Origin of the sequence: Actinomadura violacea (genome assembly GCF_017573465.1) — a bacterium.
Lineage (GTDB): Bacteria > Actinomycetota > Actinomycetes > Streptosporangiales > Streptosporangiaceae > Spirillospora > Spirillospora violacea.
The window spans coordinates 291,015-315,385 of record NZ_JAGEPF010000006.1 but is presented as its reverse complement, the minus strand read 5'-3'; the positions used below and the strand labels follow the sequence as shown (position 1 = coordinate 315,385).

The window sequence follows — 24,371 nt, the reverse complement described above, 5'->3', positions numbered from 1 at the left end:
CACATGAGGTCACTGCACGTCGTTAGCCCCCGAACACTGCTAAGGCTCGGTCTCTGGAGCACGCACAGGAGTTCACCAGCTGACCAGGTACGGCCGATCGGCCACCACGGACACGACCGCCGCCGAGGGACCCAGGCCATGTCGCTGTGACGCGGCCCCGGCCAGTCAACCGGCGCAGTGCTGAAACTTGCGGCAAGTGCCGGGTCCGGTTTGCCTCAGGGGCACTGCTGGCCGATGTCGCACCGTGCTTACACAGTCGCTCAGGCGAGTGTGATCTGAACGCGGCAGGTTCTGGTGCGCTGATCGAAGTCGATCTTCAGGCGGAGGGCCTCGAACAGTCGCCGGCGGTAGGCATCGGGTACCAGATCGAGTTGGATCCGGCGGGATGTCGGCGCGTCGGGCAGCTCTGGTTGATGGGCGGCCTGGTCTTGGTCTGCCACGGAGCGGTGGGGAATAGGGCTGGCACGGTCGCTGGTCGGCTTGGTCGATCCGACGCGGGCCACGGCATCCCCGGACGCGGAATCCAAGTGCCGGCTGCGCTGAGGACCGAGGACATTGGCGGCGAGAAGGTCGGACAGCTCAGCGACGATCAGGGCTTCACGGAGCCAGATGGTGTTGGGATGACCCTCAGGCGCGTACCCCTTGGGCGGAGCACAGACGTAGTAGACGGTGCCGCGGCGAGTCTTGCCGTTCATCCGCCGTCCGCACCAGGCGCAGAACAGGAAGGAGCGCAGGCTGTACGTGCGCTTGGCGTCCGGGTGAGAGCTGACGCCGCCGACGTTGCGAGAGCGCTGCCGGAGCGTGGCGACCTTCTGGGCTTCGATGAAGCAGTCCTTGGTGACCAGGGGTTCGTGGGTGGGCGCGCTGGACCACACCCACGCCTCGGGTGGATTGTTTCTGCCCGTGTCAGATGTGGTGGCTCGGCGGTTCCACACCATGTAACCAGTGTGCTTGGGATTGGTGAGGACATCGCGGATCGACGAGGGGGTCCAGCGTCCGAGGGCGCGGCTTGGGTCGACCGGTATCGGCGGTGGATAGCGGTCCAGGTCCTGGTTGAGCCGCTCGGCGAGTGCTTTGTATCCCAGCCGTTCGGCCACCCGCCAGGCGAACAGCTGGGTCACCACCGGCCCGCGGACCGGGTCCGGGCGGAGTCGATGTTTGCAGGCCCCTTCAGCCCGACGCGCCGGAACCGGGTGCGGGATCTTTTCCGCGAGATACCCGTAGGGCGGTTTGCCGACGTTGTAGCCCTGCTCGGTGTGAGTCTGGAGGCCTCCCCACGATTTCTCCAGCAGGTCCAAGACATACCACTCGGCGATGCTCTGCTTCACCCGCCGCGTCAGGACCTGGGTCGCGCGTCTGCCGGTGAGGGTGAACGGCTCGTCGGCGGCCAGCAGCGGTACACCCGCCTCCTCGAGCCTGTTCTCGATGAGGGTGCCGATATAGGTGCGACGAGCGATCCGCTCGATCGATTCGCAGATCACCACGTCGAACCCGCGTCGCGGTCCCGCGGCCCGCTCCAGTAGGTCCTGGATGCCGCCTTCGCGGGGGACGGAGATGGCGAAGCCTTCATGCCCGTGGCCGCGGCCACGGGCCCCGAGTGCTTTGCGGCCGGACTCGATGTCGTAGTAATGCGCGACGATGACGGCCTGCTCTGGCAGGGCGGCCCGGCAACTGTCGACCTGCCGCGGGATGGACAGGGTCGGATCCTGCCGGTCCTCAGTCGAGGTCCGGCCCATGAACGCGGCACGCAACGGCTCGCGCGACCGATCTTCATAGCTGAAGCCGGTCAGCCAGCCTCGTCGACCACTCCAGGTGCCTTGCGGGAGAACATCGAGCGGGATGGGGGGTGTCGCCCCTGCGCCCATTCCAGGACCTCCTTGATTGCCTCTTCCTGCGCGCGCCCGAGATGTACGGCCAGTTCGCCATCGGCAGCGGCGATCTCCCACTCGAACTGAAGACCGCCGCAAACGTCAGCACTGCCCGACTGCTCAGGCACGGGCGAAGCCCCCTCGGGGCGGCAGCTTTGATCAATGCCTCGTTCGGTCATCGCCCCTCACCCGCAAGCTCATTCGAGCCGACGTGATCGAATTTGCAACTTCCAATGTGGCCACCTGACCCAAATGCCAAGAAACGGATCACCATAACGATTTACCCACCTCCAATCACATAACACTTTTCTTTCCATCCGAGTGTCACTTATCTTCCCGCAGCGAAATACTCGACTCACTTCCAAGTTCGCTGGAAAGCGAACCAAGTCGGACAGTCATATATAATCCGGCGGATAACCATTCTAACGGGCCCTGAGGCAACACGATCCTGAAGAGATCAGGGCGCCCTCTGGGCCTGTTCGAAGCCGTCAGTTTCTGTCGAACCGCCATCTCGGCCAGACCCGTGCCTCGGGCACGTCATCCGTTCATCACTCGAGGCCCAGAGCCACGCAGTCAGACGCCGGGCTGGTGGTGGTGGTGCTTGGTTCTCAACCTGTGCCCCGTTAGAGGTGTTGAGGTGAGCTGATGTCCTGCGGCAGGTTGTGGCCATGGGGCGATCCGCCTGGTCAGGTGGTGGGAGACTCCGGTGCGGGAGGGGATCATGGGGTTCGGTTTTCGTGTCGGTGTGCCCGGGATGAGTGTGCGGGTGTCGACTCGCGGGGTGCGGACGTCGGTCGGTCCTCGGGCGGCGCGGGTCAGCATGGGGAGCGGTGGGACGCGCCTGTCCAGCGGCATGGGCCCGTTCTACGCCTCCACCTCCCTCAGCGGCGGGCGGAAGCGAGCAACGACGACACGGCGTGCGCCGACCCGCCGCTCTACGGTCCCGTCCGCGGCGCAGTTGGAGCGGGCCCGGCGGCAAGCCGAACGCGCTCAGCAGGAGGCGGAGCGGGACGCCGCGATCGCGCAGCTGCAGGAGCTGCGGCGTCAATCCACCAGCGTCCACCTGCAGGACTTCCCCAAGGCTGCGCCTCCGGTCGTCCCTGCTCCCCCACAGCTCGGGTTCGCCTGGGCGCGCGCGGAGGCGCTGGCGTTCCATCTGCAGGGCATCGGCCGGCTCGCCCGAGGGGCACGCGCGGCCGCCAGACAAGCCGCCGAGCAGGACGCGGCCGGCTACCTGGCCGCCGAGCAGGCTCGCCTGCAGCACCTGCACCAGCAGATGTCCGCCGAGGCGGCGCACTGGTGGCAGGCGCTGCTGGACAACGATGAGGCGACCGTGTGCGAGGCGGTGAACACCGCGTTCGCCGACAACCCCGCCGCCGGCTGCGCCGTCGGCGTCCAGGACGGGACCCTGTCGGTGGTGATACGTCAGCCGGACCTGGACTCCCTGCCCGACCAGACCCCCGCCGTGACGCCCGCCGGGCGGCCCACGTTGAGGAAGCTGACCCAGCGCGACCGCATGCTGTGGTGGCTGACCACCCTCGGCTCCAATATCATCGCCACACTCAAAGAGGCCTTCGCCACCGCACCCGCCATCGCCGCCATCGACCTGGCCGCCCTCACCCGCATCCCCGACACCCAACGGCTCGGCATCATCGCCTACGGCCGCTGGACCCGCCACGCCGTTGACACCACCCCCTGGCACCAGCCGCAAGACGCACTGCGGTTCCTGGACATCGGGCAGGACGTGGCCTGCTCGATCACCACCACCGCGTCCGGCAACCTGTCCACCAAGGTCAAGCCCCTGGACACCGACAAGGTGACAGGACTTCGCACCCTGCTGGAAAGCCTCCAAGACGACGCCGAACCCGCCACCGCGTCCCTGGCGCGCATCGACACCGACATGGCCGCCACGCCGGCACCGCCGCAGCCACCCGCCGACCCTTACCAGCTCACCCCCTTCGACCAGTGGCATCAGTGGAAGCAGCAGACGACACCACCATCACCGCCCCACCCGCAGCCCTCCCCGATGCCGTCGGCGCCGAGCCCCTTGCCGCCTCTCGCACAACCGCAGCTTCCAGCGCCGCAAGCTCAAGTGCCGCAGCCACCCGCGCCGCAACCGCCGGCGGCGCTGGTACCAGGGCAGACGGTGGTGCTGCCGGAAGCCGCTCACCAAGGACTACTGGTCACGTTCGGCTTCACCGGCCCGGACGCCGACCTGACCCTCCTGCTCGTCGGCGAGAACGGCCTCGTCGCCGACGACGAGGACTTCGTGTTCTACAACCAACCCACCGCCGCGGGCGGAGCCGCCCGCCTGCTCGGCAAACACACCACCGCCCCAGAGACCGTTGAACGAGCCGCGCTGCACCTGGCGGCCCTGCCACCCCACATCCACCGCGTGGTGGTCTCGGTCAACATGGACGTCGACACCGGCCTCACCTGCGCAGCCCTCACCAACGCCTACCTCGAAGCCAGCTGCATCACCGGCGCCGCATGGCACTTCCCCGTGCCCGCCGACCCCACCATCAAGGCCATGGTCATGGCCGAGTTCTACCGACACACCGCCAACGGCGCCCCGGTGTGGAAACTCCGCGCCGTAGGCCAAGGCTGGTCCGACGGCCTGGACGGACTGGCCCGCGCCTACGGCGTCCACGTCGACTGAGGGGTGTGGACGCCGAGCGGTGCGTCGGTACCGCGAGCGCATCCCAGCCACCGACGCCGCGGCGCCGGACCTACCGGGATGCCATCTGGTCCAGATGCTGCTGAGCGGGACCCCCGCGGCTACCGCCTGATCGGCCATCGCGGCCGCCCGGCCGGCACCGTCGAGTGGCACGAGCGTGGGAGCCGACGGTTGTTGCGGGCAACCGGGAGCGATCCTGCCAACCGGACCGCGCTGCGCTGGCCCGTTCACCTCGGTCAGCCTCCGACGCGATCGCGGAGGACACGTGGTGGACTCGTGTGGCCGCCGTCCGTGCCCTGGCATAGAACCACACCCCCGGATGCGACCGGAGCGAAGCCGTCACATGCGAATATTGACGCGAAATACCGCATATCCGGCAGCGGCGGGGGGGGATGCGGCAAAGAGGTTCGGCGGAAGCTCTCGGCCATGTCAGGCGGCCCGCTCGATTGACGCCCTGTCCCTGCCCCACCGGTTTCAAGGGTGCTCTCATTTGGTCTTGCATCCTGGTCCTTACATAAGGGAATTACATGGTTGTTTCAGAGCACCCGCTGTGGTGACTGCCTCTCCAGCCTGTGCGTGGCGCATGCGTCGGGTGCTTCGTGCAGGATGCTCCGCATGAGTCATACGCAGACCAGCGGGACGATTCAGCGTCCGGCGGCATCCGGCGCCAAGGACCGGAAGTACCTGCTGAACCGCAACGTTCGACAGACCGTCCCTCTCCGCAAGTCGCTCGTGCAGGCGCTGCCCGGATCGGAGAACCGCGCCGGCCCCTTGCGCGAGTTCGTCGTGAACGGCGACGTGCGCGGCCTGAATGCGTACCTGATCGCCGTCGCGGCGACGGGCAGCGCCAACGAAGACGGATGGAGCACCACCCTGGACTCCCTCGTCTGGGCGCGCTGATGGACGCTGACCTGCACGCGACCCGGGCCGCAGCTCGTCGGGGCGCGTGGCGCGCCCTGGCCCGGCTCGATGACCCCCGCAAGCTGGTCCTGTGCGCTCGCGTTTCCGGCGAGCCGAACAAGATCCGGGTGACCCTCTTGCGGGAAGACGGCTCCGGCAACGACTACACGCCCCCGGGTGAGTACGAAGGAACCGCCGACCGGTACCTGAGAATCCCGACGGCCTTTTGGACCAACGGCAAGGCCTACGGCCAGCTGAAGCTCCCCGGCCTGGCGATGCTCCTGGTTCTCCTAGCCGAGAAGCCCTGGGTGTCCCTGCCGGCCGAACGCACGCCCCAGTGGTACGGCTGGTCGGCCGACACCACCGAACGCGGCCTGCGCGAGCTCCTCACGCTCGGTCTCGCCGAGCGGCGCGAGTCCTACAAGGAGGCGCCCCTCACCCCCACCGGGTCGACACTCTTTCACCAGTACAACCTCAAGCGGTGGCTCCGTCCCCCAGCCGGCCAGCGCCCGGACCGCACAACCGGCGGCAAGGGCACTGCCAAGTGAGTGGCCTCTGTCTGCCGCCCGGCCCGCCCGGCCTCTCCCCCGGCCCGCGAAACAGCACACGCACCCACACGCGAAAGGAGAAAGCGAGCCCGTGAGCAACTCGAGGATCGTCCAGTGGGCTCAGCGCACGCACTGGACCGACGTCACCCGAATGCCCGGCGCGATCGTCGCCGGCGTCGCCAGCGGCGTCATCTGCACGCTGTTCATCACCGGGCTCCGCTACCTGCTCTTCTGACTCATCGGCCTCAACACCCTGAGCAAAAGAACAGCCAGGTAACGGAGCCACTGGCCCCCAATCCCCGCTACGAGGCCGGGATATCATCATTCCTTACGGCACGCTGCCTCGTCCCTCAGGTCCCCCGGGCCCCGAAAGAGGCGGGCCACCAGCGCCTTCTCGCCATGTGCAGGGCGCCTGGAGTTGCCGTAGTAGCAGGGCCACATCAGGCGGATTCGGGTGTGCGAGCCAGCGGAGCAGTTTCGGGACATCGCGGTCGCGACGTCGGGAGGCTCCGGGGTAAGGGGGGCTCTTCCCCTCAAGCGTCCGCCCAGATACGGGGCGGGGCCCCGGCCTGCGGGCGATCGTGGACGGGAGGGCGTGACGCCTGGACGGCGGAGCCGCCGTCCAGGTCCCCCGCGCTCCTACGGGCTCAGAATCGAAGGCGAGCAACCGGCCGCCCCTGGAGTACGCCGCAGGTGCACCAAGATCAACCCAGCGTCACACGCCCGCTCCTCACCGAGGTGGCTCAGCTCGACCACACGTTCGACGTGGCTGCGGCTCTAGGTGCCGGCCAGCCAGATGAAGCCAACTCCGATCGCACCGGAGGCGCCGGTGACGACTGGGGCAACCCACTCCCAAGCCCATTGATGCATCGTCCCTCCCGACCCCCGGCGGAGCGCGAGGCTCCCTCTGGATATGCCGTTCTGACCGCCAAATCCGTCAGAACCAGGAGTTGGACGGAGGTCGACAGACGAGCCAACCGACAAGCCACACCGCCATAGCAGAGTGCATACACGGAGCTACATCCTGCGCACACCCTGCGCAAGAGGTCCCTACGGTTCGACCGTGACCCACTGCCCCCGGCGCCCTACCTGGGCGCATCCCGCACAGTCGCTCCAACTGGTAGGGCTGATCGACCAGAGCCCCTAATGGCCTGACTCAAGCTCATTCACCCTTCAACGAGAGAAGCCGGGTGTAGTCGGCCAGATCGAGGAGGCGTCGAACGAGCGGGGTGTCAGCGGCACGCCGTCGAGGCATCTGACGCCGCTCCCCAGTCACGGCACCCGGACTGGTGCTCGCACGGAATGAATGATCGGCGACGCGATCGCTGCTGAATGAGGAGGCTGCTGTGCGAGTGTGGGTGGGGCAGTACCGGGCGTCGATCTACCGGGAAGGAGACGGGTGGACCGGCGCGATCTCGCTCGGCCGCTCTCCCACCGGAACGCGGCGCCGACTCAAACGCAAGGCCTCCTCGGAGAAGGCCTTGATGCGCAAGCTCGTCCAGGCCGTCGACGACCTGAACCGCGGAGTCCGCGCCGATCGCTATTACACCATCGAGCGTGCGGTCACAGAGTTCCTCGTCCAGCTGGCCAAGCAGGGACGGGCGCCATCGACGATCCAGGCCTATCGAGGCCTGGCACGCCACCACCTGATCGCCCAACTCGGACACATACGGGTGCAGGCCCTCACCGCTGACCATGTCGAGGCGTGGCTGCACGACCGCGCCGGGCACCTGTCCTCGAGTTCGTTGAGCATCGTCCATGGGCTGTTGAAGCGTGCCCTTCGACGGGCTCAACGGCACGACAAAGTCAGCCGGAACGTGGCCGCCCTCGTGGACACTCCCCATGGCCTGCCGAGGCGAAGGTCCCAGGCGATGAATGTCCAGCAGGCGGCCGCCCTTTTGGCCGAGGCCGCTCATGGTGGTCACCGGCTCGGCGCGTACCCGGTACTTGGGTTGCTGACCGGGCTGCGCACGGAAGAGCTGCGGGCGTTGCAGTGGAGCGAGGTCGATCTGGAGGTCGGCGCGGTGTACGTCACCCGCGCGGCCCGGCACACCGCAGACACCAAGACACCTAGAAGTCGGCGAGGCCTGGCACTACCCCAGGGAGGGCTGGCGGTACTGCGAGCGCACCGAGCCAAGCAAGAGGCAGAAAGGGCCGCTGCGGGAGGCAACTACCACGATCACGGGCTGGTGTTCTGCCGGCCAGACGGAGGTCCGCTGACCGGCCAGAACGTCCGAGACGATTTCCGGGTGATCACCGCCGCGGCTGGCCTGGGCACCGTGTGGGTACCGCGGGAGCTGCGGCACACGTTCGTGTCGATCCTCAGCGACCACGGCGTCACCACAGAAACGATCAGAGACCTGGTCGGGCACGCCTCCACCCACATCACCGAGACGGTGTACCGACACCAGATCCGACCACTGGTACGCGGTGGCGCCGAAGCCATGGAGCGGGTCTTCGGTGGCCTCCTACACGCAGCATGACGGCCCACAGTTGACAAGAATCAAGCCCCACCCGGCGGCGTCGCCCGCCCGGCGGTCGCCCACTGGCCGACCCTGAGCAGAAGATCCATGGGGCTTGTCGATGGTGACGTCGATAAGGGCTCGAGGCATAGATACTGCCGCGACGCAGGGCGAAGTCGCCCATGCTCAGCACGCGTGTGATCGTGAGCTCGAGATCTGGCAGGGTGCGGCCAGCAACAGCATCATTCGGCACGCTGCGATCATCAGGCCCTCAGCCAGCGGGCGGTTGGCCAGCGCCAGCGCGATTGCCCCCAGGGTTTCACCAACCACCACTGCCGAGTGGTCGTAGCGCACGGTCAAGCCAGGGACCTGCTCGACGAACGTCTTTAAGTCGCAGCCGTCGCGGCCGAAGAGATGGTGAACCTACAGGTAAATCTGCAGGTGAAGCTGGCCGCGTTCATACAGATGTTGTTCGTAACCGCCACTCTGCGCCGTAACGGGCTCCCATAACTTGATATACCGCCTTGAGCGGTGGCAGTTCTGACTTGAGTCGCACACAGGCCCTGGAGCCGGACACCCCGCCAATGCACGCGCGTGCCAGGTGCGGGGGACCGGAACGATCAGCAGACCCTTGATCGACACAGCGGCGACCTCCTGATCGCCAGTTCTGCCGCTACAAGAACATCCGAGCCGTGACCTGACCGCCCGACACGATCACACACCGTATGCCAGAGCCAGCTCTCACCCCTCGTCGACGGCATCAAGGATCGAACTGGATACACAGACAGGAGCCGCCGGGCCCGCAGACGCATCTGGATGCCTACAGTACGTCGCTCGGACTGGAAGTCGGATGGCGTAGCGGCTCTCCACGCCAGGAGCAAGGCGGCACGCCCTGTGTTCTGACGGCCGGATCAGGCCGCCCGAAAGGGGCATTGTCAGGCGAAGTGGTCACGTCCCGGCGGTGATCGCGATACCGTCGGCGGGGGGTCGCAGATCAATCCGCCGCGCGGTCGGCGAGGGAGTCTGATGTCTGACGAAGCAAGGCGGGGCGGCCGCGAGGAAGCAAGCGGCGCCTGGCAGTTCGGGCTACCTCTGAGTGAGATGAAGCAGCAGGTCAGCCTTGCTTACGTCCACATGGTCGCCGCAGCCGCAGGCTGTTGGCTGAAGCCTCATACAACTGACTACGACGGCGTGGACATCACAGTGGCCTCCTCTGAGGATCACGAACTCTTCTTTGGCCCCCAGTTCGAGCTTCAGTTGAAGTGCACCTCACAGCGCAACGTTGTCCGCGACGATCACATAGCGTGGTCAATGGAAGGCAAGCCGTACAGGAAGCTCACGAACCCGAAGCGATACCTGCCGGCGTTTCTGGGCATCTTGGTAGTGCCGGAAGATCCATCGCTGTGGCTGGAGCAGGACGAACAGTCCCTCCTGTCGCGTAGCGCTCTGTACTGGCAGAGCGCGGCAGCGTTGGAGACGATAGGTGAGGATGCTCAGAGCAAGACGGTGCGCGTACCCAGGAGTAACCTGTTTGACGTGCCCCAGCTCCTTGGCATCATGAAGACGCTGGGCGAGGGAGGCGACTGGTGAACGGGTTCACTCAAGATGTCTCCTACCGAGAAGTAGTCGACACGCTAGCGCCGACGGCAGTCTCTCAGTACCTAGCCACTCAACACTGGGAACTAGAGTCCAGGCGCGACCATATCAGGGAAATCTGGCGCCTTTTCGATGACCACGGCCGTCTTCAAGGGCGCATTATGCTACCCCTCGCCACGGACTTCGAAGATTTTAGACAGCGCTTTTACGATGCACTTCGAGCCATTGGCAAGATCAATGATTGGGATGCACAGCAACTGCAAGAGCAAATCAGCGCAGTACGCGCCGACTTGTTCTTTATCCGCCTCGATCAGGATATGACCGATGGCACAATTCCCCTCTTGCAGGCTGAAGCTTCTCTTTCGGCCATCAAAAAGATGTTGAGGTCCGCTGCCACATCAGCAGCCAACCCGAACCATTCTCATCGAGGGCGACGACCGTCCACTGTTACTGATTACTTGGACGAGGATGTGCGCCTGGGGCATACGAAGCGTGGAAGCTTCGTGTTCACTGTGGTCTCCCGATTTGGGGATCGCAACGCCATGCCGTCAGACGCGCAACCGGAAAGTCCGATCGAAAAGGCTTTTGGGCGGCAAGTGATGGAAACTCTTGCCAAGGGCCTGGAGACAACTCAAGAACTTACGCGAGGGCGTCGAAATGCAGCACTGAATTTCCCCGAAGAATGGGGGCTGAGTGCCGAACTCATCGAGTCCCTCGAAGAGCTAACTCGACCGGACACACTACACTCGCTTGATTTGTCTTTCGAGTGGGCTGCCGCTGAAGAAAAGCCCGAAGTCGGCACTCGCCCGATCAAGCTACAGCATTCGGCCGTTGACACCTTGGCCGACGTGCGGGAGCAACTCATCCGACGAGAAGGGACCCGCCAGCGCGAAACTCTCGTTGGAATAGTGAAATCCCTCTCACGAGAGAACGACGACACAGAAGAGGGAGAACACGCATCAGTAACAATACTTGCGGACGTCAAAGGAAAGCTCCGCAACGTCCACGTTGACTTGAGTGGCGAAAATCACGAGTGGGCTATCTTAGCCTATCGTCGAAAGCTACCCCTCACGATCACGGGTGATCTCGTTTATGAACGCCGAAGTTGGCGCCTAATAGGTAAGATTAGGCTCGATACGAGCCTTTTGGCTCGTTACCGCGAGTCTTAATACTGCCCGGAGTTGTTAGCAGGGAAGCCTCATGAGCCCAGTCAACCGTCTACTGGTCGATGACCGGCCTGATGGCCCGACGGCTCACCAGGACCGCCACTCCGTCGTAGCGGTCGAGCCCGCAGCCGGGCCTGGCGGCGTGACCGGCGACGGGATCGGCCGGCCCAGCGCCAAGCCGGCGGTACCCGGTGAACTGGTGCGGCATCTGGCCGACCGCGAAGGCCACACCGGCGCCCAAACCGACCTGCTCCGCGCACAGATCACCAAGTTGACGGTGCAGTTGCAGGCAGCCGAAGAAGGGGTGCCCGGCCACAGCCATGTTGATCTCGGCAGACCGCGATCAACCCCACCGATCCAACAAGTTGGCTACCTCTCTGCTCGCCGCCGCTTGACACAGAGAGGTGCCATTAATTGGACAGACTCGTAGACTGGCGCGATGCTTTCCTTCGGTGGGAGACGTATTCGCCGTCGTACGGCAGGATCGAGAACGCCGGGCGGCCTTGTCGATCGTCATCCTCACATCGGCGATCGCCGTGCTGTCGGGTGGGCTTCTTCGTGGCCGTCTCGTGCGTTTGAGAGGATCTAGGTTGGAGCTGCAAGATGCCGAGGCGTACGTCAGGCATGTCACCCGCAGAACGTCGACAAAGGATGCGCTAGCGTGGCTTAGCGAGGAACGCGCCGTGTCTCGGCCGATCCATCTGCCGAACCTGTTGGCTTCGTTGCTGACGATCGAGGATCAGGCGTCGACGGCCGACGTCCAAGGGCTGGCTGGCCGGGTGATTCGGCAGGTCTGCCGAGCCGAGGTGGTGTCGGAGCTCGATCCTAGTCAGGAGCTTCTCGGGCTGGACGAGATCTTGCGGCCGGCGCAGTACAGGGCCGCCCTCGACGCGCTGGCGAGCAGAACCGCGACTCGGACCCTAGCAAGCGTGACGCTGGCCGCCGTCATTGCTGCGCAACAGGACGACCGCAACGTCGTGACCGCACTCTGTGCAGCAGCGGGCCTGTCCTACCGGGATCTGCGGGCCAGGGTCCGCGATGCGTCGGTCCCCACCGACCTACGCGGCAAGTGGAAGAACGACCAGTTGAAGGCGGTGTTCGACGTCATCGACGCGGTCATCACCGGTCGAGTGACGGCAAGCAGTCCGGCTGCCCAGCCGGCCCGGCCGGTCGAACACCTGCTGCCTGACGTCGACGAGGTGCCGGGACGGCAGCGCGGCTGGGCGTTGGTTGAGCAGATGCGGGTCCACGGCGTCCCGTATGAGCTTCTGCTAACCCAGCGAGCGGTAGGCAGTGCATGGGTTGCCCACAGGAGCAGCACGGGCAAGAAGCTACAAGCTGCCGTAACGACCTCGCTGTGTGAGTTACTTGACGAGCGGTCGGTGCCCTATCACCGGCTCTCGATGAACGCGGTATCCCGGGAGTTGTTGACACGAGTGGGTGCCAACCCCGCCGCTGCTGCGGAGGATGGACGCAACGAGGGCGGGCAACTCGCTGTGCTGGTGGAGTCGGCAACGCTGACACACGCGGTCGCCGTCTCGGTCGCGCGCGACGGCGGAACGGCCAGGAAGAGCGGAGCGAGGCTTGGCTCGCTTCCGGCGCGCCTCGGCATCGCCTGCAGTGTCGTGTTGGTGGGACCGGGGTGGGCGGAACGGAACACCACGGCCGAACTCGTTCGTCCGTTTCATGGGCGAATCTACACGGAGCGGACAGTCCCTGAGCTGGCCGACGCTCTCAGCGCGATGGTCGCGTCGGGCGAAAGTGTCATACCCACGGGTCACAATGGCGATGCACAGCCAGCCGCATCGGGTGATGATCCACTGGAGGTCCGCTAATGAGTCCGCTGACCCAGCACGCCCGGCGGGAGATCGTTGCCGCAGCGAAGGCGGCAGTCACCGACCAAAATGAGCGCAGACCGTTTGACTGGCGCGGCGAGAAAATTATGCTGCCAGTGGTCGCCATCCCGGTAGGGGACGTACTGCTCAACCACCGCACGCACCGCGTCCGCGCCCAAGTCGAGAGCCTCGGGACCCGCGGCGCCATCATCGAGACCAATCCGCACAGCGACGAGGCACAGCGGCTGCTGGCTGACCTCATTCGGCAGACCAGCGGGTACCACGACGTCAAGGCCCTGATCCGCAATGAGACGCAACGCGAGCCAGGGCTAATCACGCACGAGGGAGTGCTGGTCAACGCCAACACGCGGGCGGTCGCGCTGCGGGACCTGCATGAGGAGTTTCCGCACAAAAGCACCTTCGCATTCATCAAGGTCCAAGTGCTGCCGGATAACGCCGACAGCACGGAGATCATGCAGCTCGAGTTCAACTTCCAGATGCGTCTGAACTACCAGCAGCCGTACTCATTCACGAATCAGCTGCTGTTCATCAAGGACCTGCTGGACTCCGGGCTCAAACCGGACGAAATCGGGGTGCAGATGAAGCCGCACTACGATCCGACATCGTCGAAGGATCGACGTGCAGCCGCCGAGGAGGTCGAGGCTGAGGACCGGCTTCGGCAGATCATCGAGGAATTGATCGCCGCAAGCAGCGGAGCGCTGCGCTGGCCGGACTTCGACGGCGACCGGCAGAGACTTATCGAGATCGACGAGTCGTACCGGGCGATGGTGGCGCGCAAGGGACCAGATGCAGCGCGCCGCGTCAAGCAGGCGAAACTCGCCGGCCTCCTCGCGGGGTTGGAGTACCGCCGGGTACGGCACATTGATGAGTCGTATCTGGACGACTACGTGCTCCCGGCGTTCGAGGAAGAGCCGAACCTACGCGCTGCCGCGAAGGCTCTGGCGATTGGGCAACAGGTGGCTCCCCGCGCGGACCTGGGAGGGCTTTCCATCCTCGATGATCTCGACGAGGACCCGCCTGTTGATCAACATGGTGAGGTCACTCTTCAGCCGCTGTTCGACGTGCTCGTCCGCTATGGCAAGGCTGACGGTGACACCGACTGGGATGCAGAGGTGGAGGTGCCGACCGGCGAGGGCACGGCGACATTGCCGAAGAACACATTCTTCGACGCGGTCAAGGCTGCGATGCAGACGGCGGCCGACAGCAAAGCACAAGATGATCAGGGCCAGAATGCCCTGGACGTCCCACGGCGACAGTTGAACGCTGCTGGCGCCGCATGCGACCGAGTACGCCGTGCGTACGACGAGCTTGACGACGACGGCGACCAGCCTAATAGGGCGGCACTCGAACAGGCCCTTGAGGCCTACCTGCGCTCGCACGACGAACTACTGCACTATCTGGCAGAACGTGGGTTCGCCGCCGCGGAGAATCGACGGTGACCGACGGCCCCGCCATCTCTCTCGACTTCGACCCAGCGGCGAACGTAGTCGTCGCCCAGAAGGTCGGCACCGTCCCGGACGTGTTCTGGGGCCAACTGCGGGTCGAGTGGGGTTACGACGGCGATCCTGCGCGCTCTGTCCGGGTGCCGCTCGAACGATTCCGCGAAAACATCGGGTGGCTGGGTCCGGCCTGCAAACGCTACAACGTTGCCATCGCGTGGGAGCCTGCTGCCGAAGCGATCATCTCCATGATCAAGCTGGAACGTAGGCAGCTGGATCATGCGCGCCGCGAGGTCAACGCACGGATGTCCGAGAATGACCTGCAGCGCTGCCTTGACGGCAGTCGCTTCGCCAGGTCACTGAAGCGGTTCCAGCTTCGCGACGCCGCCAAATTGCTCGGTCTCGCGCACGGCGCGAACTTCTCTGTGCCCGGTGCCGGCAAAACAACCGTGGCATACGCCGTCTACGAGGCAGAGCACCACGCCGGAAAGATCGACCAACTCTTGGTCGTGGCCCCGCTATCGGCGTTCGACGCCTGGCAGACCGAAGTCGAGGAGTGCTTCGCGCCGGGCCGGGCACCACTCGTCAAGGTGTTCGGGACGCCCAACAGCCAGGACGCCGAGATCCTGCTGGTCAACTATCACCGCCTGGCGGGGAACCTCAAAGATCTTACACAGTGGGTCCGGAAACGGCCGACCTTGGTGTTGCTCGACGAGGCACACCGGATGAAGGCGGGCCGTGTCGGCCAGCACGGCAGCGCGTGTCTCGACCTTGCGTTCTCCGCCACCCGGCGGGACGTCCTGACTGGCACTCCCGCCCCGCAGTCGGTGCAGGACTTCGTCGCCCTGTACGAGTTTCTATGGCCCGGGCAGGCACGGCGAATCCTTCCGGCCGAGGCGTTGAAGACGAACCCTCAGCCGGACGCGCTCCACGCAATCAACCGGGCCATCCGGCCGCTCTTCGTGCGCACGACGAAGAAGGAACTCGAGCTACTGCCGCCTAATCTGCGACGAGTTGTGGTCCCCTTGAGCGGTCTGCAGCGCGAGATCTACTCGAGTCTCCGCGATCGCTATGCCGGCATGCTGCGCATGTCGATGAACGACCGCGTCGAACTGGCGCGCATGGGCACCGTAGTCATGTACCTGCTCGAGGCGGCGAGCAACCCCCAATTGCTCGCGGTCGGATCACGTGACCTGCCCGGCGAGTTCGCCCATCCACCATTGCCCGTCGAGCCCGGGAGCCGATTGTGGGAGATGATCGTCGGCTACGGCCGTTATGAGACACCCCCCAAGTTCACCCGCCTGCGGGAGATCATCGCTCAGAACGTCGCCGAACCATCCGGTCCCCGCAAGACGCTGGTGTGGTCGAACTTCGTCTCGAACTTGGAAGGCCTGAAACGGTGGCTGGCCGAGTACCAGCCGGCCATAATTCATGGCGGTATTCCATCCGTCACGAGCGCACCGAACGCGACGATCACCCGCGAGTCAGAGTTGCAGCGCTTCCGGCAGGATGACAACTGCAAGGTACTCCTGGCCAACCCGGCAGCGATGAGCGAGGGCGTCAGCCTTCACCACGACTGCCATGACGCGGTCTACTTCGATAGAACCTTCAACGCCGGCCACTATCTGCAGAGCATCGACCGCATCCATCGGCTCGGTATGGATCCTAACCAGCGCACGACGCTACTCTTCATGATCACGGGTGACACCGTCGATCAGGTCGTCGACACCCGGATCCGGGACAAGGCCACTAACCTTGCCCGCGCCCTGGACGACAAAGAACTTGTACGGATGTCCTTGCCTGACGACGAAGACTACGGACCACCGATCGAGACCGATGCGGACATGGCCGCACTGCTTGCCCATATCAGCGGCCAGGAACAGTGAGCAACGGTGCCGCCCGAACCGCTACCGGCCCATCCGAGTCACCGTCATCTCCAGGCGGCGTTCTATGTTGCGCGGCTAATCAAGCGGGACGGCGAGCCCCGGCACGCCCTTGACCGGAGCTACCGGAGCCTCCCAACGGGCGCACTGCACGACCACCGCAGTCTCGCCGAGGGTGAACGCTTGCTCACCCGCGCGGGCTTGCTCGCAACGCAGGGACACCTCGTCGTTCCGGCCGGTGATCTGTTGGCCATGGCCCAGCTGCCGGTGGACACTTTTGTAGAGGCTCTGCTTTTCAAGATTCTGACTGACCAGCGCGAGGTGTGGCTGGCTCAAATGGCGACAACCGACGAGGTCCGCTGGGAACTCGTGCCGTACGACGTCGCCACGACGCTTGCCTCGACCTTCGAGGACGTACGTGAACGCGACGCGTTGCTGCTTGCCGCCGCCCGGAAGGTTGATCTCCAGGTGTTGCAGGAGTTCGGGGACGAAGGTGAGCAGGCGGTACTCGAGGCATGCCGGACCCACCTGCGCAGCGCGGGCATGACGCACATGCTCCCCGATGTAGCCCAGGTCAGCCTGATCGACGACACGTTGGGCTACGACATTGCCAGTCCCGACGCCACCGGCCAGCGTCACCGGCTCGAGGTCAAGGCGACCTCGGCACCACCGGACTGGGTCGAGTTCTTCATCAGCCGGAACGAGGCCACTGTCGCCCAATGTGATCCGCGCTGGTCGCTGGTGGTCACCCGGCGGGATTATGACCCCACTATCGGTGAACCGTTCATGCGGGTCGCCGGCTGGCTCACCCACAGCGACTTCGCCGCGGCACTTCCCAAAGACCCGCCAGTAGACGGAGGCCAGCTTCGAGGCCGCTGGACGTCATGTCGGATCACGATCAGTGCCCAGTGTCTGCGGCCCGGCCTGCCGCTGAGAAGACCGAACGAACCAGGCTGAACCGGTAGGCCGTTAGGACGACTCCCCATCGGGCAAACAGCGCTGTAACATGATCGGTTGTCCGGGTACACGACACGCGTTCCCGGACGTGCATGAAACACGCACACCGACGGTTGAATGAGCGAACATAGGACCATGACCGCGATGACGGCCCCAACGACCGACCCGCCAACGTCGGTCCCGTCCTCTCCGGAGCATGAACCACTTCGCAGCCCTCTCGGCGGGCTCGACTACCTGAAGGTCAGCGCGGAAGCGCGAGCCGAGAGCCGCAACCGGGAAATCCATCTTCCCCCGGTCAGCACCTACCGCTGGTGGGCACGGCGGACCAGCGCCGTCAATGGTGCGGTCATCGAGGCGTTCAACGACATGACGCCCGGTCGACTCCTCGTGGCTGACATGTTCGCCGGCGGTGGTGTGATCCCGCTGGCAGCCGTCGCGAGAGGCCATCAGGTTTACGCACAGGACCTCAACCCCTGGCCGGCCGCCGGACTCACAGCAATGCTCGGCCTTCCCGCGCCGGAGAAACTCCGCGAGGCGGCGTCGACGATCGAGCAGTGGATCCACACCGAGGTTGAAGCCGCCTACGGCACAACTCTCACCGATGGCACCAGAGGAGTCGTCTCCCACACGATCCGGGTGGCGACGGGCGAATGCACCGGCTGCGGCAGGCGGGCACGCATGTTCCCCCATGCGCTCGTGTCCTTGCGGGTCCGCAAAGAGAGCAAGAATCCCGACGCGTGGATGGCGTGTCGGCGGGGCCATCTCTTCTCGGCCAAGTCCGACAAGCGTCGACGCTGTCCGACTTGCCACGTCCTCGTCGAGCCGACCGCCATCTACACGCCGATGCGAACGATCACATGCGAATGCGGCAAGGCAGACCGCCTCGCCGATCGCGCTAAGACCTGGCGATGGGAAATCATCCTCGTCGATCGATCTAGCCGTACTGCCCGTGAGGTCGACATTCCCACCGACGCCGAACGAGAGAAGGCCGACTCGGATGAATGGCGGCCGGTTCACGATCTCGGGCCAGTTCCACCCGGTCAAGAAACAAGCGTGCTCATCCGTCACGGCTTCCAGCGCTGGCAGGATCTGTACCCGAACCGGCAGCGCCACATGCTGGAGCGAATGCTCGACCTGGCGAGCCATTGTTCCGAAGATCCCGCAGTCGTGCGTGCGGCAGAACTCGCCATCGTTGGCAGCGCAGAGATGGCCGGGCACCTATCGCGATGGGACCGGTTCTACCTCAAGAGCTTCGAATCGATGGCAGGCCATCGATTCAACCTCACGACCCTCGCCGTCGAGCCCAACGTCTGGGGCGGCGTCGGCCGCGGCCGCGGAACCGTCCTGCGACGCCTCAACCAACTCGTCAAATCCGCGACCTGGCTCCATGAGAAAACAGGCCGCGAGCTGCACGTCCAAGGCCCCCTCATCAGCAACACACCGGTTACCCCCATGAACGAGTGGGATGTACGGGTTGTCGAGGGCAGCAGCGAACAAATGGTCCTGCCGTCGCACTCGGTTCATCTGGTGCTGACCGATCCGCCATATCACGACGACGTCCAGTACGCGGAACTGTCCGGCCCTTTGCGCGCGTGGGCTCGCCTAGCAAACGAGAAGCTCACCAACGAGGCACTCACCGGCGAAGCCGTGGTCAACAGCGCCACCGGCCAACTCGTCGACGACGGCGCCTACGAGGCACTACTCGGCCGCATCTTCAGAGAGGCTCGCCGGACACTTCGACCGGACGGACACCTCATCTTCAGCTACGCCAACCGAAGCCCACGCGCCTGGGCCGCCGTCTTCGGCGCGCTGCAAAGCGCCGGCCTGCGCGCCGCGGGCTGCGAGATTGTGCACAGTGAGAACGAAACCGACCACGCAAAGCGCGGCGTGCGAGCCTGCACCCTCGACCTCATGCTCGACCTCGTTCCGGCCGGACCGGCGGTCGTCAAGCAACACCGGCCCCATCCCGCTCCAGACATCCCGCTAACTGACGAACGACGGTTTCTCAGCGTCGTCGCCGACATGTTCCTGCAAGTTGGCGATCTCAAGGATGGATGGCGCCACGAGGTCCACAAGACGCTTTCAGGGCATCCCTTCATTACGCCCTCGACGGAGCGAAACACAAAAGCGCCGCTGGAAACGAAAGAGCCGGAGGACACACCGGCGAGTCTCACCTGATTTTTACGACATCAAGTGGTGACTCTGCTGGTTTTCCTGAGCGTTGCGCTTGCCGGAAATTGCGTCCGAGCAGGTCAAACGGCGTGTTCGTACTCGTTTAGGATCCTGACCAGGCATTGCGTTCTCCGATTGTTCGGGTGAGCGGTCTGGTTCGGTTCGGCGATCACTGAAGGCAGCGGTTTCAAGGGGCGCGCGTTGGCGATGCCTTGGTGAGGCGGGTGCTCGTCGTAGAAGGTCTCGAACTCGCGGAGCGCGTGAAGCAGATGCCGCTGGTGGCAGATCAACATGCAGTCCAGGAGCTCGCTGCGGCAGGCCTGCACCCACCGCTCCATCACTGCGATTCATTCTCGGCATCCGCACTCCAGTGAGCACCGTCTGGATGCCAGCGTCGGCCATGACGGCGTCGAACACCTCAGGGAACTTGCCATCCCGGTCGCGGATCAGGTGTAGTTTTCGGCAAGCACAGCGTTGCGGCCGTGCATTAGGAGCGGTGCCCACCAGTCAACGCCCTTAAGCTCCGCGAACGAATTTCAGGGGCCGCCCGCATTCTCCAACCTGCGCCTCCGTCTAGATCGATGCTCATTGCCCCTCGAAATATCTATTCGAAAAATTTTTCAGTCGGGATGAGCAGTACCTTAGGCCGCCCGGCTGTACTCATCTTCTTGCGAGTAAACTTTCCTTCTTCAAGCATCCTGCGAACAAAATCCTGCCATGCACCAAGGCCGTACTCTCGAATCCAGTTAAGCTTCTTGTTCTCTTCAGGAGCGAAGTCACGTGAACTCACGATAACCGGCCCGGAGAAATCCTGGACACGCGCCTTGAAGTAGTCATCCCTCTCGCGGAGGCTGTCGTCGGTGTCCACGGCTAGCCCGAGCACACGCCTGATCGCTGGCTGTCCGACTACCAACATGCCCTGCGTCATCAACTCATCCACATTCTTGTAGGAGTCACCCAGAAGTACGTCCGGTGATGAGCCCGTCAGGTCCAGATGTCTGACTCGGCTAGAGACAAGCTCCAACTCGACACCCGGCCTCACAACCAGGCGCTGAATCTTCGCGTCGACGAGCCGAACACGCCCGCTGCCACCAAGCTCGAGCCTTTCAACGGTGATCTGACGTGCAACGCGCGAGCCGTCCGCTGTCCCATACACCTTTGCCCACAGCTCACCGAGGCTGATCGCACCTGGAAGATCGGCGCGCGGCGTCTCCGCGACCACCGCCCGTTGCAGCGCTGTGATCAGTTCGGTGGGCGGTTCGCTATAAACGGTCCGCCAGTTGGAGACGATCAGTTGCGCGCACAACGTCGAGATCGATACGTCGCGCAGCAAAGCGGCGGCTAGGCCTATGGGCAGCCGGGTGACTTGCCGGGCAAGGAACTGCTCGGCGATGGCGAGGTGTGTGAACTTGAAAGACAGGTCATCCTCCGCCCACTCGGCGCTTACGCCGCACAGTGAACCCAGTCGGCGCCGCTCCTGGGGGCTGAGTTCGCGTTCGAGGGCTTGACAGGCCGCCATCTCCAGATACTCCTGTGAGATCTCGGGCACGGCATTTCGGGCGGCCAGTTCGGCGACCTCTGACAGGACGTCGGCCAGTGATTGCCCGTCGAAGAGTTGCACCCCCTTTTTGTCGGTCAACTTGCGCCGCTCTCGCCGCAAGTAGTTCTCAACGACGAACTGGAGGAAGTCCGCCTGCTCCCCCGATCGGACCCAGGCAGCGAAGGCCAAGCAGAAGAAGGGTGTGATCAACAACTGCCGAATTTCGGGAGTAGTGTCTTCGGGCACTATGACCGACAACTGGTCCATGAGTTCCTGCATTTCCCCTGATCGCCACGGCAGCAACTCCATCGTCGTGACGAATGGCGGCCAATCCAGCGTGCTGTGCGAGGCTAGGTGACGGCGGAGTTTCGCCTCGGCATAACTCGACCGCGCCGCCAGAACGACCGTTCCCTGACCTCGCAACGGGTCCAGGATCTTACTCAGTCCAGTCAGCGGATTGTCGTAGGTGCGAAGGCCGATAAGCTCATCGAATCCATCGATAACCAGGATCGCCAGGCCAGCGCGGCACAGCGCTAGCGCGGAAATGCGATTGATGATCTTGGTGCGCCCAGCACGGGCCTCCAGTAGCGTCTCCAGACTGTTGGCGGTCTCCCCGCTCGATGAGAGATAGATTGCAATAGGAGTGGGTTCGCCTCCAGGAGACAACGTCTGCCTGGCGAACTGCAGAAGACTGTGAGTTTTGCCTGCTCCGGCCTCACCGGTGAGCGTGACAAGGTTCGTGTACGACCGGTAAATCACGGTCTCGGCAGTGATCTGATCGAGCGCTTCGGTGATAGTGACATCGCCGTTGTCACCGGAAATGCCGTTGTTCACACGCACCCTGGTCGACACGTTCGACAGGTGGCGCTTGAGCCCGGGGAACAACTCATGGCTGAGCTCACCTTCGCTCCTGACCTGCTCCTCGAGGTCCATAAGCAGGCGCTCCTTGAGGAGTTCCCAATTGCAGACATCGGCGAGGAATTCCGGGTACGGCCGCTGGACGGATGCAGACTGCCACAGGCGGGCGTGGTTGTTACTTAGCTCGAACCGGTCGACGCGGTGGATTGTGCCCGTGGAGGTGACTAGGTCCCAATGAACCAAGATCGGTTCGGGCGGCTCGACAACAACCTGGACTGAACCGGGCTGGGCGAACCCTCGCAGGTCTCGTTCGATGTCCACCGCGAAGTCCTCCAACGGCCGGTAACCTCTGCGTGGCTCTGACCGCTCAAGTGCGTCGAGGATATCGGGGTCGGTGACGTCGGTCGCCGGCCCGGACCGGGGCCAGTAGGTAGCTGAAACTTCGGAGTAGTCGTTCAGTGCGGCCAAGTCGCCATTGACCGTGATGAAGAACGGCTTCAGCAAGGTGACGTGCCCGTGCTCGTAGATCGACGAGATCTCTTCCGCGTTGGTCGCGACCAGCCGGTGAAGGACGTCGAGATCCACTCCCTCGGGGTCCGGACCGCCGTGGAACACCTGGTTGCGCATCCGCCGCAGCGACATGCCCGTCGCTACCTCCACGTCGACGCACTCAGCAACCCGGAGCGCGGCGTCCTGACAGGGACGACAGTCCAGGGACATGCGCTGCAACTTGACGTAGCGGGACCAGACATCCAGAGATCCCGGTGTGGGTACCGCCGAGGGCGGCTCCGACACGGCCGCGCACAACAGCCCCAGCACCCGCAGTTGGAACTCAACATGGGCCAAAGTCCTCAAAGGCGCCTGCCGCGAGCCCGGCGCGGCTACAAGGTCAGCGATGGTCACTTGGTCTCCGCAAGGATGTTTGCTGGCTTCACCATTGGTCTTATCGGAAAATAGCGCGTCGCTGGTCGGCGGCGGCACCGATTTACGCAGTCCGGCTCGTCCTCGTCTCCGGCTTCCTCCCACCCGCACGATCTCGACGGCGAGGACTGGTGGCGGGCGGGTACGGCAGCGCAGGGGTCTCCGACCGGCAAGGCCGCCCTCTACGCCCTCCTGCACGCTCCCCTACCCCACACTGGCCGGCGCACTGGCCAGCCCCGCATGGCGAGCGCGACGCTTTGGTTGCGCCGACGAGCCGCTGCGACCGCAGCCGGCGACCGCAGCCGACATCTGCACCACCGCAGGCACACCGCGCGTGACGGTCGGGAGGGCAGACATCGGGTCTCCTTGAGGAGTTGCTTTTAATCCGTAGGTTGTGGGTTCGAGTCTCACGCGACCCGCCACCCCCGACCAGGGAAAACACCGTTTCTATAGACCGTCGGTGATCACGCCTAGGGCCCGGCTGAGGCCGCCTTGCTCACAGGCCAAGCCGAACACCCCGTGTCCGCCCAATCCTGGCGGGGAGCAAGGCCGAGTTCCCGCGCCGAGCTGCTCGCAGCCGCCGCGCCTCCGGTATGCGGTTAGTCCCTTCGCAGGTCGCCGGGCAAGGACAGGGAGCGGATGCTCTCGATTACGCCGCAGAAGCCGTGTTATCGACGCAAACCCGAACAGCAGGCCGAGCCCGGATGCGGTGCCACGCCGGTTCGCGGCGCGAACCGGTCGACCGGCGCCGCACCAGGCCCGCCCGGGTATGGCACGCCGCCAGCCGTCGACGCCGGGCCGGAGCACGGCCCCGGCGCTGGGTGGTGCCAGGCACTACACCAGCCGCGCGGAGCAAGTACGCGGCGGTCTTCTCCGCGGCGGTGTGCGCGACCTCGGGTAGCACGGAGGTGTAGGTGTCGCCGGTCAGCACGATGCTGGAATGCCCCAGCATCTCCTACACCACCTTCAACTCCACCCCGGCCGCCAGCGCCAGAGTGGCAGCGCCATACCGCAGGTCGCGCAGCCGGATCGGCGGCACTCCGTGCGCGGCGATCAGCCGCTGGAAGATATGGGTGAGCCAGCCCGGAGAGATCGGGTCGCCGTTGCGGTTGGTGAACACATAGCTGTCGCGATAGCGCCCGCCGTAGGCGTCCGCCTCCGCAAGCTGCCCGGAGCGGTGCGCGCGCAGCACGGCAATCGTGGTGCGATCCAGCGCGATCACCCGGGTGCTGTGCGTGGTCTTGGGCGGGCATGCCATCAGCCGCCCGTCCCTCGACTGCAACTGACGACAGATCACCGCGGTGCCCTCGTCCAGGGTCCCGGTGCCAGCGCATTACTGTGTCCGGCCGCACGAGCAGTCGCGTCTGCCGCAATACGCCACGAGGCAGCCGGTGCAGCATCGCCGCGAGCAGCGCTCGATCCGGACCGGTGAACCGCAACCCTCGCCCCGTCCAATTGGCGCTCCATCACCGTGATCTGATGCCGCAGCACCAAGATCCCGGCGTCCTTCTCCCGGTCGGTCATCGAA

Annotated in this window: 18 protein-coding genes; 12 read left to right on the top strand and 6 right to left on the bottom strand. The window is 64.7% G+C overall.

What is annotated here, in order from left to right; genetic code table 11:
• Window positions 1–260: 260 nt before the first annotated feature.
• Entirely contained in the window at window positions 261–1,865 is a 1,605-nt protein-coding gene (locus J4709_RS11165; RefSeq protein ID WP_208239842.1) for a recombinase family protein, read from the bottom strand.
• Window positions 1,866–2,634: 769 nt separating this feature from the next.
• Here J4709_RS11165 and J4709_RS55505 point away from each other — a divergent pair.
• The 5 genes from J4709_RS55505 to J4709_RS55500 all read left to right on the top strand — a co-directional run bounded on the left by J4709_RS55505 (window position 2,635) and on the right by J4709_RS55500 (window position 8,476).
• Window positions 2,635–4,527: a TerD family protein gene (locus tag J4709_RS55505; protein WP_208239840.1), complete on the top strand. Its 1,893-nt coding sequence runs from the start codon at window positions 2,635–2,637 to the stop codon at window positions 4,525–4,527.
• 633 nt (window positions 4,528–5,160) lie between these two features.
• Window positions 5,161–5,445: a hypothetical protein gene (locus tag J4709_RS11155; protein ID WP_208239838.1), complete on the top strand. Its 285-nt coding sequence runs from the start codon at window positions 5,161–5,163 to the stop codon at window positions 5,443–5,445.
• Entirely contained in the window at window positions 5,445–5,993 is a 549-nt protein-coding gene (locus J4709_RS11150) for a hypothetical protein (protein WP_208239836.1), read from the top strand. The genes J4709_RS11155 and J4709_RS11150 overlap by 1 nt, the downstream gene beginning before the upstream one ends.
• 91 nt (window positions 5,994–6,084) lie before the next feature.
• The gene (locus J4709_RS11145) at window positions 6,085–6,228 is read left to right on the top strand and encodes a hypothetical protein (RefSeq protein ID WP_208239835.1); all 144 of its coding nucleotides are present in this window, start codon (window positions 6,085–6,087) and stop codon (window positions 6,226–6,228) included.
• A gap of 1,111 nt (window positions 6,229–7,339) precedes the next feature.
• Entirely contained in the window at window positions 7,340–8,476 is a 1,137-nt protein-coding gene (locus J4709_RS55500) for a tyrosine-type recombinase/integrase (protein WP_208239833.1), read from the top strand.
• Window positions 8,477–8,641: 165 nt separating this feature from the next.
• Here the strand turns inward: J4709_RS55500 and J4709_RS11135 are convergent, their stop codons facing one another.
• Entirely contained in the window at window positions 8,642–8,815 is a 174-nt protein-coding gene (locus tag J4709_RS11135; RefSeq protein ID WP_208239831.1) for a hypothetical protein, read from the bottom strand.
• Window positions 8,816–9,481: 666 nt separating this feature from the next.
• Here J4709_RS11135 and J4709_RS11130 point away from each other — a divergent pair.
• Both J4709_RS11130 and J4709_RS11125 read left to right on the top strand, forming a co-directional pair.
• A complete protein-coding gene (locus tag J4709_RS11130; protein ID WP_208239829.1) occupies window positions 9,482–10,045 on the top strand; it encodes a DUF4365 domain-containing protein in 564 nt (187 codons plus the stop codon).
• A complete protein-coding gene (locus J4709_RS11125; RefSeq protein WP_208239827.1) occupies window positions 10,042–11,220 on the top strand; it encodes a hypothetical protein in 1,179 nt (392 codons plus the stop codon). The genes J4709_RS11130 and J4709_RS11125 overlap by 4 nt, the downstream gene beginning before the upstream one ends.
• A gap of 49 nt (window positions 11,221–11,269) precedes the next feature.
• Here the strand turns inward: J4709_RS11125 and J4709_RS11120 are convergent, their stop codons facing one another.
• Entirely contained in the window at window positions 11,270–11,533 is a 264-nt protein-coding gene (locus J4709_RS11120) for a hypothetical protein (protein WP_208239825.1), read from the bottom strand.
• Between the two features lie 136 nt (window positions 11,534–11,669).
• Between J4709_RS11120 and J4709_RS11115 the strand changes: the two genes are divergently transcribed.
• The 5 genes from J4709_RS11115 (at window position 11,670) to J4709_RS11095 (ending at window position 19,530) form a co-directional block, all read left to right on the top strand.
• On the top strand, window positions 11,670–13,052 hold the full coding sequence (locus J4709_RS11115) for a hypothetical protein (protein WP_208239823.1): 1,383 nt from the start codon (window positions 11,670–11,672) through the stop codon (window positions 13,050–13,052).
• Window positions 13,052–14,512 carry a hypothetical protein gene (locus J4709_RS11110; protein WP_208239821.1) on the top strand — a complete coding sequence of 487 codons (1,461 nt, stop codon included), beginning with the start codon at window positions 13,052–13,054 and terminating at the stop codon, window positions 14,510–14,512. Before J4709_RS11115 ends, J4709_RS11110 begins: the two co-directional genes overlap by 1 nt.
• The gene (locus J4709_RS11105) at window positions 14,509–16,398 is read left to right on the top strand and encodes a DEAD/DEAH box helicase (protein WP_208239819.1); all 1,890 of its coding nucleotides are present in this window, start codon (window positions 14,509–14,511) and stop codon (window positions 16,396–16,398) included. The genes J4709_RS11110 and J4709_RS11105 overlap by 4 nt, the downstream gene beginning before the upstream one ends.
• 180 nt (window positions 16,399–16,578) lie before the next feature.
• The gene (locus tag J4709_RS11100; protein WP_208239817.1) at window positions 16,579–17,352 is read left to right on the top strand and encodes a protein NO VEIN domain-containing protein; all 774 of its coding nucleotides are present in this window, start codon (window positions 16,579–16,581) and stop codon (window positions 17,350–17,352) included.
• A gap of 135 nt (window positions 17,353–17,487) precedes the next feature.
• Entirely contained in the window at window positions 17,488–19,530 is a 2,043-nt protein-coding gene (locus J4709_RS11095) for a hypothetical protein (RefSeq protein ID WP_208239815.1), read from the top strand.
• 74 nt (window positions 19,531–19,604) lie between these two features.
• Here the strand turns inward: J4709_RS11095 and J4709_RS11090 are convergent, their stop codons facing one another.
• From J4709_RS11090 to J4709_RS11080, 3 genes are all read right to left on the bottom strand, one after another.
• Entirely contained in the window at window positions 19,605–19,862 is a 258-nt protein-coding gene (locus J4709_RS11090) for a hypothetical protein (protein WP_208239813.1), read from the bottom strand.
• A 266-nt stretch (window positions 19,863–20,128) separates the two neighbouring features.
• Window positions 20,129–22,825, bottom strand: a complete 2,697-nt coding sequence (locus J4709_RS11085) for an NACHT domain-containing protein (protein WP_208239811.1) — start codon at window positions 22,823–22,825, stop codon at window positions 20,129–20,131.
• A 973-nt stretch (window positions 22,826–23,798) separates the two neighbouring features.
• The gene (locus J4709_RS11080) at window positions 23,799–24,065 is read right to left on the bottom strand and encodes a site-specific integrase (protein WP_208239809.1); all 267 of its coding nucleotides are present in this window, start codon (window positions 24,063–24,065) and stop codon (window positions 23,799–23,801) included.
• Window positions 24,066–24,371 lie beyond the last annotated feature (306 nt).

Coding starts and splice junctions, on each gene's coding strand:
- J4709_RS11110 (WP_208239821.1), top strand. CDS start 13,052: ATGAGTCCGCTGACCCAGCACGCCCGGCGGGAGATCGTTGCCGCAGCG.
- J4709_RS11090 (WP_208239813.1), bottom strand. CDS start 19,862: ATGGAGCGGTGGGTGCAGGCCTGCCGCAGCGAGCTCCTGGACTGCATG.
- J4709_RS11150 (WP_208239836.1), top strand. CDS start 5,445: ATGGACGCTGACCTGCACGCGACCCGGGCCGCAGCTCGTCGGGGCGCG.
- J4709_RS11130 (WP_208239829.1), top strand. CDS start 9,482: ATGTCTGACGAAGCAAGGCGGGGCGGCCGCGAGGAAGCAAGCGGCGCC.
- J4709_RS11165 (WP_208239842.1), bottom strand. CDS start 1,865: ATGGGCGCAGGGGCGACACCCCCCATCCCGCTCGATGTTCTCCCGCAA.
- J4709_RS11095 (WP_208239815.1), top strand. CDS start 17,488: ATGACCGCGATGACGGCCCCAACGACCGACCCGCCAACGTCGGTCCCG.
- J4709_RS11155 (WP_208239838.1), top strand. CDS start 5,161: ATGAGTCATACGCAGACCAGCGGGACGATTCAGCGTCCGGCGGCATCC.